The organism is Pseudomonadales bacterium (genome assembly GCA_013215025.1).
Classification (GTDB): Bacteria; Pseudomonadota; Gammaproteobacteria; order Pseudomonadales; family DT-91; genus DT-91.
On record JABSRR010000033.1, the window covers coordinates 1 to 14,888 of the forward strand.

Consider the following 14,888-nt stretch of genomic DNA (forward strand, 5'->3'; position numbering starts at 1 on the left):
TAAAGCGCGCTGCATCAAAGGTTTGACGGTTATTACGCCACGCCACATGGCCAATAAAACGCTGATTATCTAAAGTCACCACTTGGCGGCCAATCTTAGTAGTAAATATGTCAGAGTTATATTGAATAAATGCCTGATCAACTTCAGTGAATTCAGGGTCACCTATCACTGAAAAACCTTGTGACAATGGCGCGTATTCATCTTCACCAAAGGCCACACGCCCATCCTCAAACTCAGCCGTTGCGGTAAAGCCCATGAAGTCACCGGTGGTATAGCCAAGCCGCGTACGCAGGGTTACAGCGGTCGCATCATCGAGGGCATTATCCTGCTCTACCGACTCGTAACGAAGACGTGTAGTGGCAAATGTTTTGCCTGAGGTTAATGCATCGATAAATGCGTCAGCGTTTGCGCCCGAGCTAACACCCAATGTGCCAGCCGTCGTCATAGCCGCTAAAATAGCGCTGCTTGTTTTGTTTAACTTCATAAGTTTCCCCTTTAGATTAAACTATCATTAAAAAATTAGGCTACCTTTACCTTGTTAGATTTTTTGGCTTTCTTTTGTTTAGCCTGCTCAAAATTCTCAACTTTTTTTTGCTTCTCATATAAGAACTGCAATACAGCGGCACGATAATGGTTGTATTGCACATCATCAGCGAGTGCCAAACGGTCTCGTGGTCGCTCTAAGTCGATTGCCAAAATCTCGCCGATAGTCGCTGCTGGTCCATTTGTCATCATGACAATCCGATCCGACAACAACACGGCCTCATCCACATCATGGGTAATCATGATGACGGTATTATTTAAATCACTTTGAATTTCCATTAATGAATCTTGTAAATGCGCCCGCGTAAGCGCATCCAGTGCACCAAAGGGCTCATCCATCAACAACACTTCTGGCTCCATAGCTAGGGCACGCGCAATACCAACGCGCTGTTTCATGCCGCCAGAAATCTCATCCGGGCGCTTGTGCATCGCATGTTCCATATGCACAAGTTTAAGATTGTGCTCAATCCAATCTTTCATTTCGGCCTTGGACTTTTGCCCTTTAAATACTGTCTTAACCGCAAGCTCAACATTTTCATAGGCGGTTAACCATGGCAGTAAAGAATGGTTTTGAAATACCACCGCACGCTCAGGCCCTGGCTCTAGCACTTCTTTACCGTGCAAAATAACCCCACCTTTGGTGGCCTGATAGAGGCCTGCAACCATATTTAACACGGTAGATTTGCCGCAGCCTGAATGACCAATCAAAGAAACAAACTCACCCTGCTGAATATCCAGATCAACCGACTGCACCGCACAAAATGGACCGGTCGGGGTAGGAAACTCAATTGCCACATCACTTAATTCTAAAAATTTATTCATTGTTTTATCCTCAACTCAATTATCTTGATGCATTAACGCACAGAGCTATTTTTATCCCACGACACCTTGCGCTGCAGCAGCATCATGATGCGGTCGAGAATAAAGCCAATAAAACCAATGACCAAAACAGCAAACATGATGCGACCTAGAGACGCCGAGCTGCCGTTTTGAAATTCATCCCAAACAAATTTTCCAAGGCCTGGATTTTGTGCCAGCATTTCTGCAGCAATTAATACCATCCATGCGATGCCTAGTGACAAGCGTAAGCCCGTAAAGATCATCGGAATCGAAGATGGCAAAACAATTTTGCGCACATGTGTAAGCCAGCTTAAACGCAACACCTGACTGACGTTTTGTAAATCTTTCGATACGCCCGATACACCCACGGCAGTATTAATCATGGTCGGCCATAGCGAGCAAAGCGTCACCGTAATCATCGAATTAATAAAAGACTTAGCCACTAGCGGGTCATCAGACACATATAAGGCTGACACCACCATAGTCACTAGAGGTAGCCATGCCAGCGGCGATACCGGTTTGAATATTTGAATCACCGGATTGGCCGCACTGTATAAACCTTCACTTAAACCGATCGCTATACCAACTGGAATAGCAATCAATGACGCCAGTACAAAACCTGCTAACACTGTCACTAAAGAGGTGAATATTTGATCAATAAATGTGGGCGCGCCTGTATAGGGACGAATGCGCACTTGATAATCTGGATTTTTCTCTAATTTTTTAGCATTCCTGGCTTCTTGGCGCTGATAAAACTTCTCTTCTTTAATGCGCTCTTCTTTGTGCTCAAGCCACAAATTCTGACCTTGCTCATACACTGCCGCAGGGCCTGGAAACTTACCTAACGAGGTGTCTATTTTTGATGCACCGATCGACCAAAAAAATAAAAACACCAATATACCTAGCAGAGGCAAACCTATTTGCCGAAAGATAGTATTGATTTGTGCTATCGGGTCTTTTCCCATTAGCAATAATTTATAAGGTTCTATCACATTCATGATTGCATTTGACATAGTAGTATCTCACTCATCTTGTTTTACAGCGTTGCAAAACCCATAGAATAATTAACGACATTGTTATTTGTGGTGTGAAAATTACTCATACTTTGTCTTGGTAGTTGTAATGGGCATCCATGCCCTCAATGCGTCCATGCATGGTTAATCGTTACAGCTTTTCGCCTTGCTTTAAGCCAATTGGGAACTTAGCAAGGTAAGCATTTGGCTTAGTACCGTCATAAGGAATACCGTCAATGAAGGACTCTTCGACTGGTTTAAAGCCACTCTCGCTGGCGAAGTCAGGAAAATCTTTTGCCTGCACCTTACCTTCTGCGATCAATTCTTTGGCAGCGATAGCATAAATGTCAGGGCGATAAACTTTCTTGGCAATGTCCATATACCAGCTGTCTGGCTTAGCTTCAGAGATTTGGCCCCAGCGACGCATTTGCGTTAGGTACCAGATGGCATCTGAGTAGTATGGATAGGTTGCGTTATAGCGGAAAAATACGTTGAAATCAGGCACTTCACGCTTATCACCTTTTTCATACTCAAATGTACCGGTCATCGAGTTAGCAATAACGTCTTTATCTGCACCAACATAATTAGGCTTAGACAAGATTTTCACCGCTTCCATACGATTGGCATTGTTATTCTCATCCAGCCATTGCGCGGCGCGAATCATTGCTTTAACTACTCGGATATGAGTATTTGGATATTTATCCGCCCAAGCCTTGGATACACCAAACACTTTTTCTGGGTTGTTTTTCCAAATTTCATAGTCAGTAATAACCGGCACACCAATACCTTTAAACACTGCCTGCTGGTTCCATGGCTCACCCACACAGTAGCCATAAATAGTACCCGCTTCTAAGGTGGCTGGCATTTGCGGCGGCGGCGTCACGCTCAATAAAGCATCGGCTTGCAGCTGTCCCTTGATGTCGCCCTTATGTGGCGCATAAAAGCCTGGGTGAATACCGCCTGCAGCTAGCCAATAACGCAGCTCATAGTTGTGCGTGGATACCGGGAATACCATACCCATATTGAAGGGCTTACCCTCAGATTTGTATTTTTCAACTATTGGCTTCAGCGCATCGGCTTTAATAGGATGCACTGGCTTACCGTCGGCCTGTTTAGGAATGTTCGGCTTCATTTGCTGCCAAATATCATTTGAAACGGTAATGCCGTTACCATTTAAGTCCATGCTGAAAGCGGTGATGATATGCGCCTGCGTGCCAAAACCGATCGTAGCGCCGAGCGGCTGACCCGCCAACATATGTGCACCGTCGAGCTGACCATCAATGACGCCGTCCAACAATACCTTCCAGTTGGCCTGCGCTTCTAACGTTACATACAGATCTTCGTCTTCAAAATAGCCATTCTCGTAGGCAATCGCTAAAGGCGCCATATCGGTTAGCTTGATAAAGCCAAACTTCAAATCTTCTTTTTCAGGCTCGCCAACGGCGGCCAACACTGACTGCGTCGTCATTGTCATTACCGCAGCGGCCGCAGCTAACTTTATTGGTTGTAACCACTTCATGTATTTACCCTCTTGAGGTTAGTGTGTGGGTTAAAAAAAACGCTTAATGCTGCCGCAACATTAACTGCAGAGCATTAAGCGCCTTTGCTTATATTTATTTTCATCGCCATTGATGATATTTCTGATTTAAAATAAAGCTTTAATCATGCCAACTTTAATTAGTTATTATAAATCATATACTTATATAAATTTAATGGTGATAATTTACCTCTAAAAATACCTTATGGCACTATTTTGGTTAGCTTTAAAATTCTGCTTGCACAAAAAAAACCAGCTTTCGCTGGTTTTTCTCGAGCCACCTAAAGTTAATCTCTACGCTGGCTGCTCCGCATTCGCTGCAGCTATCATGGTAGATGATAAGACGCCGTAGGCTGTCAGCCATGCGGCCTTCACCTCATCGGTAAAAGCATCGCCTAAACCCTGCCCCAAGGTTTTGATCAATGCAGCACCAACTGTTGCATAGTGCTCATCTTTAACCCCATAGCCCACATGGCGCAGTGCCAGCTTTTCTACCACCGGCACCAATTCATCCAACTTATCCAATAAATTTACTGCCGCAGTGATCATTTGCATCAGCTTTTTACCCTGCTCAGTGAGGTCTCCTTTAAACAATGGCTTGAGCGCGGGATCAGCCTCAAACAAGTTACTGTAGAATAAGGCCGCCGCATCATCTGCAATTGGCTCCACTTTCGACCATGAATCACGGCAGAGCGCAATTTTTTCTGCGTTTAACGTATCTGACATATCAGATTCTCCCTTTATTAATGACATCAATTTTTTAAGCATTTCAGCCTCCATGACTGATCATCACTGATCCACTTGACTCAGCATATATTTTACCGCCTCGGCCACTTCAGCATCGCTTAGAAACGTTTTACCGCCCTTGGCTGGCATCAGCTCGTAGCCCTCGATCGCATGCGCAGTCAAAACCGCCAAACCTTGCGGCGCGCGCTTTGACCACATCTTCTTATTGCCAATAATGGGTGCACCATTGATGCCTTGACTGTGACAAACGACGCAGTGCTGCTTAACAATACTCGCTCCCAACGCAAGCTCAGCGCTAACGCTATTTGCTGAGGGGTTCTCAACAGCATCAACACAGCTCAATAGATTCACAGCCGCAAACACCAAACTCATGGCTATCAAACAAAACTTCATCACAACACCCAAGCAATCAATCGCTTAAAGCGGCACGCGAATAACAACGCCACCCATGACTTCACCAATCTGAAAATCAGTTTTCGGCGAGTCTTTATGGTCGTTATGGCATGTGGTGCAGGCTGGCGACACAGCCACATCAGGATACACTGCAGTAAAGTAGGTCACGTCGCCCAACGCTTCTTCACCGTAAAAATTTTGCCCAGGGTTATCTGCAATAAATTGCAGACCTTCTTTTTCCATCGGTGTTTTCGGCGCATTTTGCTTATTTATTGGCCAAAGCGACTGCAGCGAGTAGGTAAAGTCATCCGTAGTTTCTGCAACTCTCTCAGCGCCAGCCCTAAACATCTGCGCCGGCAGTAAAGTGCCATTATCAATATCTTCCCAATGTTCATCAGGCTTAACCGCACCCGAGCCATTCGGACCCAAGCGCTGCACAACCAGCTTGGTATAATTAGCGCGATCCGCATTCATCACTGCAAACAACGAGTCGGTATATAACTTAGGCTCTATACCCTTCATTACAACCTCATCTTTACATGCACTTAAGCCGACAGCCAAGGCTGCCATTGTGGTTACCGATAGTAGTTTTTTCATAGGTTTCTCCTTGGTTAACATATCAGTGTTATCGTGAATCTCTTTCTAACGCCCAATCTATTGATGGAACATGCTTACTAGGCTGGCCATTAAAATTGTTATTAATTAAAAGCTGGTCTGCTAATGCATCAATCGAAAAACCTAAACCATGACAGTCAAGGCAGACCTCTCGAATCATCTTCTCATTTGGTCTGAGATTGGCATTTTGATTATGCTCGACCATGCTGAATGCCTGCCCGTCAATCATGATTTGCTTATGCGGCATATGACAGGTGGCGCAACTAAACTCAATATCCGATTGCTTAGCATGCGGTGAGGCGATAAAGCTTTTCGAATGCTCATCGTCATGACAACTCAAACAGCTTTCAGTTGCAGACATCTGCTGATACTGATGCGGCGCATGACAGGCACTGCACTCTTGTTGCGCCGCAGTATGAAACGCCATCGACCTACTCATATCAGTATTCATTGCCGGCAAATCTTGCGCCAAGCGCATGCCATGCTTCGAGGCTAGAAACCCTTCCGTTTCTTGACTGTGACAGGTAGCACACTGACTCGATGCCGGCTTCGCTAACCACTCATCTGCATCTTGTAAATGACAGCTTGCACATGACAAGCCAGCTTCTGCATGAATATCTTCAGCAAACACTGCCGCCACAGCAATTTTTGCCTCAGAATCTAAATTTACTGGCTGCTGCGCACTAACATCAGAAAAATCTGCATTTTTAGAGTGATGATAATAACTGGGCATGCTAGACGAGAGCACTACTTCATCTAACACCTTAAGCCATGGCTCTTGCGCATGTTGCAATAAGAAATTTTCGTATAAAGCTCGATTATCGTGATAGTTATGGCAGCCTGCATCAGCACAACTATCAAACGCTAAATCTTGATGGCTCTCACGCTCTTCAGCAATATCCTGATGGCAGTGATAGCAATAGTCATCTGGCAAACTTACGCCCATCGCTCTTGTCTGCTCATGCTGATGCTCGGTATGACAACTCACACAATAGCGCGCATCCACGACCTCTAGACGGTCGGCGTTACGCGGATCGGTAAACTTTTTTTTCGGATGCGAATCGTGTGCCGCATCTAACTCTGTTTGATGACACGCAACGCATGCATTTTGCAGTATTTCCTCACCGCCAAAAGGCTCGGTATGACATGCCGTACAAGCCATCTCAATTTGATAGTGGCCATAACTGGCTTCGCCGATGAGAAAATCTGTTTTATGCGCTTGAATAAACATCTGATTAACAAAGTAGCCTGCTAAAGCCAGGCATATCAGCCCCCAAAGTATCCATATTTTTTTCACAACTCACCTAAAAGTAATACACACTGAGGATATGAAAGATCAACAACACCGGCAGTGGCCAAGCCACTAGCACATGCAGCCATGTACTTCGCCGCCGAAACAGTCGCGCATTTCCCGCAGCAAACCAATGCGAGCCAGCGACCAACACACCGGCCAACGAACCCATAAACACTACCGCGATAAAGTTCAGCATAAGCCAGCGGTTTAAGTTTTCACCAAGATGAAAGCCGGTATGCAAGCCAAGCGTTACAACACACAGCACCCCAAGTAAAATATGCAGCACTCGCCATTTGGAAAAATGCCCTAACGATATGACTGCAATACGCTTTCGCAATGACATCAACATGCCAAGCACGGTAAGCCCTAACAAGCTGAAACCTGTTACTTGTTTAACAAAATGATCATTCCAGATCCGTTCGTACCAGCTAATTTGCAGCACTGAATCTGCGGTTTTCGCCTCAGGCATTAACAGATAAACTGTCGCCAGCAATGCGGCTATAGCACTCAACACCAGCTGCGGCCGCCAAGCCTGCTCTTTTTCTCGCTTCGCACCCACCATCTCTGTTAACAACGGTAAGCAAGAACCACAACCGGTTCCGGCCATGGTCGACGCCGACAGCTCAGCAACCGTTGTACCCGCTTGCGCGCAGCGCTTCGCAATCTCGCCTTTTGTCACCGCATGACACTGGCACAGCACTGCACTATCAGGCCAGGCTTGCACCGACTGCTGCCCCTGACGCCATAGGGAGCCAGTCCACTTAAAACGCAATAGCTGCCAAGGCATAATGCGATCACCTTGCTGAAAGCTATGTTGTGTTTTGGAAAAATCCGGCCACGGCCCTAAACTTACCGCACCAATCAATCTATGCTTATGGAGTACCAGCTTGCGATATTCAGACTGGTCAGCATTACGCCAAATCCATTCGCGGTAGCGGCTTCGGCCGGCGTCATAATTAATCTCGCCAAACGAAGCCACATCAGTACCCACCACTTTTAAGCGCGCCACTAGAGAACTGCCGGCATAGCGCGCAGGGTGCTGCGATAGATGCTGCACCGCCACCCTAGCCTGCTCAAAACCGGGGCTGACCAGACCGTAAGTCAGACCGTTATACTCGCAGCACTCGCCTACGGCATAGATATCAGGATTCGAGGTTTGCAGAAACTGGTTAACTTGCACACCTTTGCCATAGTGAAGCCCAGAGCGCTTGGCAATATCAATATTAGGCGTTATGCCCGTACAAAACAGCACCATATCAGCCATGATCTCGCGGCCGGACCGGGTTTTTACCGCCCGCACACGCGCATCACCCACAAGCTCTCTAACGCCCTCATTGACTAACACATCTATTCCTAGAGCTTGAATACTTTGCTGTAATTTATTAGCGGCGAAGGCGTCCAACTGACGATTCATTAAAAATTCGCCCTGCTGAATAATCGTCACCTTGTTGCCATATTTATGCAGTCCTTTGGCAGCCTCTAAACCTAACAGGCCGCCACCAACCACCACTGTCGAACGCACACTCATTAGCTTGCTGTACAAACGCTCTGCGTCGATTAAGTTGCGAAAGGTGAATACATTGTCTAGCGCATTACCCGGTATCGTTGGTACAAAGGCACGCGAGCCAGTGGCGATAAAGCATTTATCATAGTGATATCGCTGCCCCTCAGTATCTACAAGCTGTTTTGCATCGGCATCAATATGATGCACACGGGCAACTACTGAAAACAGCTGCTGCGAAGACTCAGGCGCCAGAGGCTGAAGATAAATCGCCTCACGCCGCACATCGCCAGCGAGCATTGCCGACAATCGAACGCGATCATAGGGCGCATAAGGCTCATCGCCAATGAGGGTAATGGCAATCTGACTGTGCTGCTGAAGCAGCTCTGCAGCTACACGCATCCCCACTGGGCCGTTACCAATAATAACCACCCTTAGAGCTGACACTGAGGCATCACAGTTTTTGCTGTATTGATCTATTGCTGCGCACATAGGCCCTGTAATTTTTGGCAAAAAAAAACGCTAACGCTCTGGCTGTTAAACCAAAGCTTTAGCGTCTTTACTAAACTCTCACTCATCACGAGCACTGAAGCTGCCACCTTTGACAACTTGAGCATGGAAGCAAAAAAAAGCGCCTAATGCCTCAACACAAATTTTTATGTGTGAGTCATTAAGCGCCTTTGCTGTATTTTATCACCACCTTCATCGGCAGCACACGAAACGATAAGCTATTTCTGTGCCATATTAAATAAGGTTAATTTTTTCAACAATTTATGATCCATTCCTTAAAGCATAGAATGGGTTATATGGCGACATTCGCACTAAAATGAATATTTTTGCACCAAGATAATCAACGGCTTTTATGCAACTAAGCAATCTCACATCAATCTTGACTGCTACGCCACTGATAATACTCTTCAGGATCCATACCAGGGTGTGCATCTAATTCTCGTGGCAGCTTAAACACACCGCTGGCCCGCACAACCGGACCCTCAGGCCCCTCTAACATACCCGACACAAAACCCATGGTGCGCGTCAACTTAACTGAGGCAATAGCAGCAAAAACCCAGTCACCCACTTTGGCTGCCGACATAAAATCAAAGCTAATATTGATGGTTGGTGAACTGGTATATTTGCCCATTGCCTCACATACCGCAGCAGACAAAGCCATATCCATAAAGCTCATCACACAGCCGCCATGCACCATACCCATAAAGTTGCAATGATTTTGCTGCACCTCAAAGCCAAGCTGCGTCTCACCATTAGGCATTTTTTTGATATACAGTGGCTGTACCACGTCATTAAATGTGCCATCACCTCGGTATGGCTTAAAACCTTCCGGTATCATAGAAACCCTTTTACACTGAATAAAAGCGGAGCATTATAAACAACTTTATGGATTGAAGGTATTGGCGCAAATGCGCCATGAAAAACAGCAATATGCTCTATTAATCGGAAAGGTAATACTCGACCGTTGACACGACGCGCACTTTTTTGATCTGCGGATTATTTTTATCACGCGCAGTAATACTGAACTGCCCCTGCGACGCGCGCTTAATCTTACCCAGCTGGCTATCTGAATCTTTCGCAAATTTTTCAGCCACGTCGCGCGCATTGCGAGTTGCACGCTCAATCATTTGCGGCTTGATGGTATTTAAATGGGTATAAATATACTCGGTTTGCGCATTATAGTTGCCTGCATTAAACACAATGCCTTGCTTACCGAGCTGCGACAGTTTTGCTTGCAGCTGACGCGCCAGCTGCACTTGCTGTGAATAGACGGTAACCGTTTGACTGGCGGCATAACGAAACTTTTGCGCTTCATTGCCCCATTGCTGCGCCGAACGGTCGTTAATCGACGGCGCCGTGACAGTAATCTCATTGTCGGCCAGACCATTCGCTGTTAAAAACTGCTGTACCAGCTGCGCCTGACGCTCTAATTCCACATAGAGTGCCTGCAGGTCGTTATCCGCGGCAACAAACTGAATCGGCCAAAGCACAATATCCGCCTGCACTTCCTGCTCAGCCAAACCTTTCACACTAACGCTACGCTCAAATTGCTTTACCGATATTGCGGCATTTGACAGCTGGTAACCCAACACGGCAAGCCCAATCAATATCGATAGTCCCAAAAGTGCGGCCGCTTTTATGCTTATAAGGTGAGTCACATTCGCTGTATTGCTCATACTATCGTCCTTGCAAAGCGCGATCAGTCTAATCGCTTATATTCAATCGCACTGTCTGCCAGCTTCATCTGCCAAACAAACTGCTGATAACGGTCAAAGCAGGCTAGCTCATAACCGAGCATATTTTGATTAAGCACTGCTTTCACCACCGCCACATCACCCACCTTAGGTGCACGCCGATTTTTAGCATCTTGCACAAAGCGGTAGTCTCTTTGCACCGCAGTAATCATAATCTTTTGATTAACCGTTAGCGTCAAGACTACTGATCCGCTATCGCTACCCGATAAACAAGCTCGGCACGAATTGTCACAGGGTCTAGGGTAAGCTGCTCCATCGCATTATCTTCGGCCATAGCAAACTGCTTAACACTGCGGGTATGTGCATAGCCATAATTATTGATATTCTCACTGACCTCGAGCACGCCACCTAACTTGACGTTCAAATGGCCGGCAAGTGCAGCAGCCTTGGCCTGCGCCACTTTTAACGCGTTTACCAAGGCCAGCTTTTCGGTTTCGGCAATCTTAGAGGAGCTGCTCGCCACATTAACATTGATATCACCAATACCGCTAAGTATCTTACTGGTCGCATCATAAAGAGCAAGCTGCTGAGTTTTCAGGCTCAAACTTTGGCGACAATAATTCTTACCCTTGGAGACATAATTGCTGAAAGTTGAACGACGATACTCATGCTGCTCGTCATACAAGGTCTGCAACGCCTGAATCACAGACTGTGCCTGACGATCGATTTTTGCTTTACAATCGTCAGCATCACGATCCTCAGCGTTCAGGCGAATTTGCCAATTCAAGGTATCTACCGGCGCTTTCTCGACCGCTTTGCCGCTGACCAAAATACTTTTATCGTCAGCCAGTAAAGTCTGCGACCACGATAGGCAGCTAGCGAAAAGCAAACTGACACTCAGCTTGTGCAAGCATAGCTTCATGGATATTCCTCTAATCTTTGCGCCCAACAGGCTTAGTTTAAAAATGGCTCAAGCTTGCGCAAGTCTGCACCCTGCCATGCCGCATTAAGCGCATCAACATCATAATAATAGTCTTTATCATAGACCAATTTACCACCCTTGATCTGTAATGAGCTCATCACAGTGTTTTCGAACGTCACACCAAAGCGGTTGGTATAACAAACGTCAATCTCGGTTGCCAATTGATTGCTGACGCCCAAAGCATAGATGTTATCGATAAAAGTATGCCGCGGGGTAAAGTTAAGGGTTGGAAACTGCTGCATATAAATCTCAAAAAATGCTGTCAACATCGGCTTACCGCGAATTTCACCACTAAACGGCATATTGCCAGGATAAACTAGCACCGCATCATCGGACCAGTGCGCCAACAGCGCCGACACATCACGGCTATTAATTGGTTGACTGCCGGTCCGCTCGATCATGGTTTTTAACAGTATTGCACCTATCATCATCAGCCACCTTAGATAAATTACGTCGGCTTTCTTTGACCCACATACGCTAACACCGTTGCCGATGAGACTAGCTGCTGATCAGCATCGCGCACTTCAACCGCAACCGCTTGCTCAATAGTTCCGCCGGCGCTGGCACGATCAAGCATCTGTTGTTTTTCTTGTTCGGATATCTGCGCCACACATTCTAACCGCCCTGAGGCACGAGCCACAAAATCGATATTAACGTTTTTTACCACCACCAAGGCCTGTGCCGCCAAATCGCCCAACAATAGCACGACCAAGCCCATGCCAACCATTTCACTCATCGAAAAAATCACACCCGCATTCACATCGCCATTATGATTCAAGTGTAAATTCTCTGGGGTGTGACTCAAGGTTAATGCTGTATCCGTCAGTGATTCTAACTGCGGATTGATCATTTTGGTCCAGGCAACATCGACACCTATGCTCATAGCTTTTCCTTATATGCTGATTCAGCACATATTGTGTCATTGAAAGCCGTGATCGCCTATTACAGCTCGTTAACCAGCGAGAACACTAACAGCAGAGCACAACATGATAAAAGAAAGGTTAAGCATGACACCCTCTGTGAAGGCCTCATTACGCTTCACAGATGGGTAAGCTAGGCGAGAAAGCTGCTTATGGCTTAAAGTTTGCCGCCGTCGATAGGTATTGCTGAAGCGCAGCTTCGGTATCTGCGAGACGCTGACTCTCAGAGTGCAAATGAAACGATTCAACCTGCTCAGCCATCATGGCAGCCTGTGCCTTAGCAGAGTCAGAAGCGTTGCTAACATAATAGGCAATACTCTGCTCAAGTGTATAACTGATCTGATGCACCTGTGCTAAATCGCTGTCGGTTAACGGCATCAGTGCCTGCAGCTTGGCGGTATCGCGCTGAAACACCATCTCTGCCGAGGCAGCCTCAGTAATCACATCCACCTGCATGTGTTGAATCGGCTTTTCAGCCATAGCATTGGCAGTGCAGCATAAGACAAACAATGCGCTTATGCGCCGTAAAAATCGCGGCATGGTAAGCTCCTAAAAGAAATCAAGAAAACAATATTTAAACGCAAATAATTATTATTATCAACGAGTGTTTGCATCGACTTTCAGCAGACAAATTTTAGGCGAAAATATTTTGAGTCAGGACAGGCCAATATCGAGCTGTCAATATGCTTTTCTAGCCACGCCAAGCGCGCCACTTCAGCCAGATCTCGTAACCAAGCCAACTAAAGGGTTTGAACACTGGCCATACTAATACCCGCCAGGCTTTGGCATAAGGGGTATGCTGCCAAGCTCGCACATTGGCATCCACACCTTGCAACCATTGACCATCTGCCGTGCGCACATGCAAACGCGCCAAAAGCGTTGCTTTTGAGGGAAGATCGGCAGAGTCATCCAAGCTATGGATATCGGCAAGCTCCAAGGAAGCGTCGGCACAGCTGGCCAGTTTTTGCATTTCTGCGCGGCACACTGGGCATGCGCCGTCATAATAAATGGTATCTTTCATGTTGTATTTACGCACTGACATAACTGCTAGACTAGCTAGCTAATACAGTGAGGCCGCTGAAAACATATCGCATTTGCAAAAAATGCATCATCTTTCATCACTGCAATGCTTTTCGCAGCCATCACAGCTAAATAATTCAGCTCGATTTATTCTGCCTTTAGCACTACACTGCCGTCTTTTACAATACTGCCCACTTATGTCTAGCCCAAACTGCCTGCAATGCCAATCGCCCTATGTGTATCAAGATCAAGATCAATGGGTGTGCCCTGAATGTGGTTTCGAATGGAACTCCAATGAACAGGCTGAGCAACTCGCCCTAGCAGCCATCAAAGACGTAAACGGGCAGATTTTAGAGGCTGGCGACAAGATCACCATCATTAAAGATTTAAAAGTGAAGGGCAGTTCTCAAGTGCTTAAAATAGGCAGCAAAGCAACTATCAAACGCATTGTTGACGGCGATGATCACCAGCTCGATTGCAAATTAGCTAAGGGCGGCGAGATGATGATCACGGCGAAATTTGTCAAAAAGTCGTAGTTAGCGACGGCATTAATAGCGAACGTTTAATCCACTAAATTCACAACGCATCAATCTTTAGCGTGCTGATGAATCGCCCCATCAGGCATATTTTCTAACATGCTAATATAATTCATCGCAGCATCTGCAAGTTGATGCGTATATGCCATCATTGGCGTTTTGCCCTGCCCAGCCTTATGCAAGGCTTGCATTGCATCACCCTCAACAGTTTTCTCAATTAAGGCTTTCGCACTGGCAATCATTTTTTCGCCATGCAGTATAGTCATATTATCGACATCGCTCGACATATCCATTTTACCCAACATCACCAAGCTTGAACCCTCGGCCGCCATTTCTACCGCATGGTTAATCATCACATGCATATGATGCAAAGACATATCGGTATGTTGCTGATCAGCATGGCTATGAAATGGTGCCAAGACTAGTGCCAGCAAGAGACTGAAAATTGCAATATTGTTTTTTTGTGTGAACATTTTATCCTCTCATTAAAGTATAGATTACTTATATAACCGTCAATGTTCTAGCTTAGTAGCTCAATATAAAAAAGCACAATATCTGCAAATGATTCGGCCAATGATCGTTTAAAATAAGTGAGACTGACGCAGCGTTAATTGACTCGGATGCGATATCGAATCGTGAACCCTGAAATATCGCTGGCCGAAGAACCTGAACTGCCAATAAGCTCGCCGCTGGGCTCAAACTTGATCTGATCAACCTGCCCTGTCCATTCGCCTAAACCAGCA

The 14,888-nt window shown here is 46.1% G+C and carries 19 protein-coding genes; 1 reads left to right on the forward strand and 18 read right to left on the reverse strand.

What is annotated here, in order from left to right; genetic code table 11:
* From HRU21_04135 to HRU21_04215, 17 genes are all read right to left on the reverse strand, one after another.
* A partial coding sequence (locus tag HRU21_04135; GenBank protein ID NRA41480.1) for an alginate export family protein occupies nt 1–445 on the reverse strand: 445 nt, incomplete at its 3' end.
* 74 nt (nt 446–519) lie between these two features.
* Nucleotides 520–1,365, reverse strand: a complete 846-nt coding sequence (locus HRU21_04140; protein ID NRA41481.1) for an ABC transporter ATP-binding protein — start codon at nt 1,363–1,365, stop codon at nt 520–522.
* 32 nt (nt 1,366–1,397) lie between these two features.
* Nucleotides 1,398–2,396, reverse strand: a complete 999-nt coding sequence (locus HRU21_04145) for an ABC transporter permease (GenBank protein ID NRA41482.1) — start codon at nt 2,394–2,396, stop codon at nt 1,398–1,400.
* Nucleotides 2,397–2,547: 151 nt separating this feature from the next.
* Complete coding sequence (locus tag HRU21_04150) at nt 2,548–3,915, reverse strand: ABC transporter substrate-binding protein (GenBank protein ID NRA41483.1); 1,368 nt, start codon at nt 3,913–3,915, stop codon at nt 2,548–2,550.
* A gap of 312 nt (nt 3,916–4,227) precedes the next feature.
* Nucleotides 4,228–4,659, reverse strand: a complete 432-nt coding sequence (locus HRU21_04155) for a hemin receptor (protein NRA41484.1) — start codon at nt 4,657–4,659, stop codon at nt 4,228–4,230.
* Nucleotides 4,660–4,722: 63 nt separating this feature from the next.
* On the reverse strand, nt 4,723–5,073 hold the full coding sequence (locus HRU21_04160; GenBank protein ID NRA41485.1) for a cytochrome c5 family protein: 351 nt from the start codon (nt 5,071–5,073) through the stop codon (nt 4,723–4,725).
* Between the two features lie 24 nt (nt 5,074–5,097).
* Entirely contained in the window at nt 5,098–5,670 is a 573-nt protein-coding gene (locus HRU21_04165; protein NRA41486.1) for a DUF3365 domain-containing protein, read from the reverse strand.
* 28 nt (nt 5,671–5,698) lie between these two features.
* Nucleotides 5,699–6,985 (reverse strand): cytochrome c3 family protein, encoded by a 1,287-nt coding sequence (locus tag HRU21_04170; protein ID NRA41487.1) that lies wholly within the window; start codon nt 6,983–6,985, stop codon nt 5,699–5,701.
* Between the two features lie 7 nt (nt 6,986–6,992).
* Complete coding sequence (locus HRU21_04175) at nt 6,993–8,975, reverse strand: NAD(P)/FAD-dependent oxidoreductase (protein NRA41488.1); 1,983 nt, start codon at nt 8,973–8,975, stop codon at nt 6,993–6,995.
* Nucleotides 8,976–9,366: 391 nt separating this feature from the next.
* Nucleotides 9,367–9,831: a PaaI family thioesterase gene (locus HRU21_04180; GenBank protein ID NRA41489.1), complete on the reverse strand. Its 465-nt coding sequence runs from the start codon at nt 9,829–9,831 to the stop codon at nt 9,367–9,369.
* Nucleotides 9,832–9,931: 100 nt separating this feature from the next.
* A complete protein-coding gene (locus tag HRU21_04185; protein NRA41490.1) occupies nt 9,932–10,669 on the reverse strand; it encodes an SIMPL domain-containing protein in 738 nt (245 codons plus the stop codon).
* A 23-nt stretch (nt 10,670–10,692) separates the two neighbouring features.
* Nucleotides 10,693–10,926: a hypothetical protein gene (locus HRU21_04190; GenBank protein ID NRA41491.1), complete on the reverse strand. Its 234-nt coding sequence runs from the start codon at nt 10,924–10,926 to the stop codon at nt 10,693–10,695.
* Nucleotides 10,927–10,928: 2 nt separating this feature from the next.
* Nucleotides 10,929–11,609 (reverse strand): SIMPL domain-containing protein, encoded by a 681-nt coding sequence (locus HRU21_04195; GenBank protein ID NRA41492.1) that lies wholly within the window; start codon nt 11,607–11,609, stop codon nt 10,929–10,931.
* 32 nt (nt 11,610–11,641) lie between these two features.
* Nucleotides 11,642–12,100: a nuclear transport factor 2 family protein gene (locus HRU21_04200; GenBank protein NRA41493.1), complete on the reverse strand. Its 459-nt coding sequence runs from the start codon at nt 12,098–12,100 to the stop codon at nt 11,642–11,644.
* A 17-nt stretch (nt 12,101–12,117) separates the two neighbouring features.
* On the reverse strand, nt 12,118–12,552 hold the full coding sequence (locus tag HRU21_04205) for a PaaI family thioesterase (GenBank protein ID NRA41494.1): 435 nt from the start codon (nt 12,550–12,552) through the stop codon (nt 12,118–12,120).
* Nucleotides 12,553–12,739: 187 nt separating this feature from the next.
* Nucleotides 12,740–13,129: a hypothetical protein gene (locus HRU21_04210; protein NRA41495.1), complete on the reverse strand. Its 390-nt coding sequence runs from the start codon at nt 13,127–13,129 to the stop codon at nt 12,740–12,742.
* A gap of 151 nt (nt 13,130–13,280) precedes the next feature.
* On the reverse strand, nt 13,281–13,610 hold the full coding sequence (locus HRU21_04215) for a DUF393 domain-containing protein (protein ID NRA41496.1): 330 nt from the start codon (nt 13,608–13,610) through the stop codon (nt 13,281–13,283).
* Between the two features lie 196 nt (nt 13,611–13,806).
* On the opposite strand from HRU21_04215, the gene HRU21_04220 reads away from it, so the two are divergent.
* A complete protein-coding gene (locus HRU21_04220; GenBank protein NRA41497.1) occupies nt 13,807–14,145 on the forward strand; it encodes an alkylphosphonate utilization protein in 339 nt (112 codons plus the stop codon).
* A gap of 50 nt (nt 14,146–14,195) precedes the next feature.
* On the opposite strand, the gene HRU21_04225 is transcribed toward HRU21_04220, so the two are convergent.
* Nucleotides 14,196–14,522, reverse strand: coding sequence for a hypothetical protein (locus tag HRU21_04225; protein NRA41498.1), 327 nt, complete (start codon nt 14,520–14,522; stop codon nt 14,196–14,198).
* Between the last annotated feature and the right edge of the window lie 366 nt (nt 14,523–14,888).